General features: G+C 63.9%; 1 protein-coding gene. It reads right to left on the bottom strand.

What is annotated here, in order from left to right:
• Window positions 1-106: 106 nt before the first annotated feature.
• A partial coding sequence (locus AAFM29_RS17425) for an isochorismatase family protein (RefSeq protein WP_341713982.1) occupies window positions 107-324 on the bottom strand: 218 nt, incomplete at its 5' end.

The raw sequence follows: 324 nt of genomic DNA on the forward strand, positions 1-324 counted from the left end.
GGCCATGGGGCCGGAAGACGCGATCCGCCAATTCGTGCCGCTGCTGCGCGCCAGTGCGGCGGTCATAAGCGCTGAGCTTACGAACAATCCCTGACGGGCAGGCGGCTCACTGCGCCCCAAGCCAAGCGATGACATCGGCCACGGGCACAACATCGGCATATTTGAGCTGCATGTCGGTGAGATTGGCGAAATGCGGGCTTTCATGCTTGTCGGCGGTCGTTTCGATCGGGACGATGGTGCGATAGCCGTGGCTGACGGAATCGACCGCGCTGGCCCGTACGCATCCGGATGTCGAGCCGCCGGTCAGCACCACCGTATCGACCC

Source organism: Erythrobacter sp., from assembly GCF_038133525.1.
GTDB lineage: Bacteria > Pseudomonadota > Alphaproteobacteria > Sphingomonadales > Sphingomonadaceae > Qipengyuania.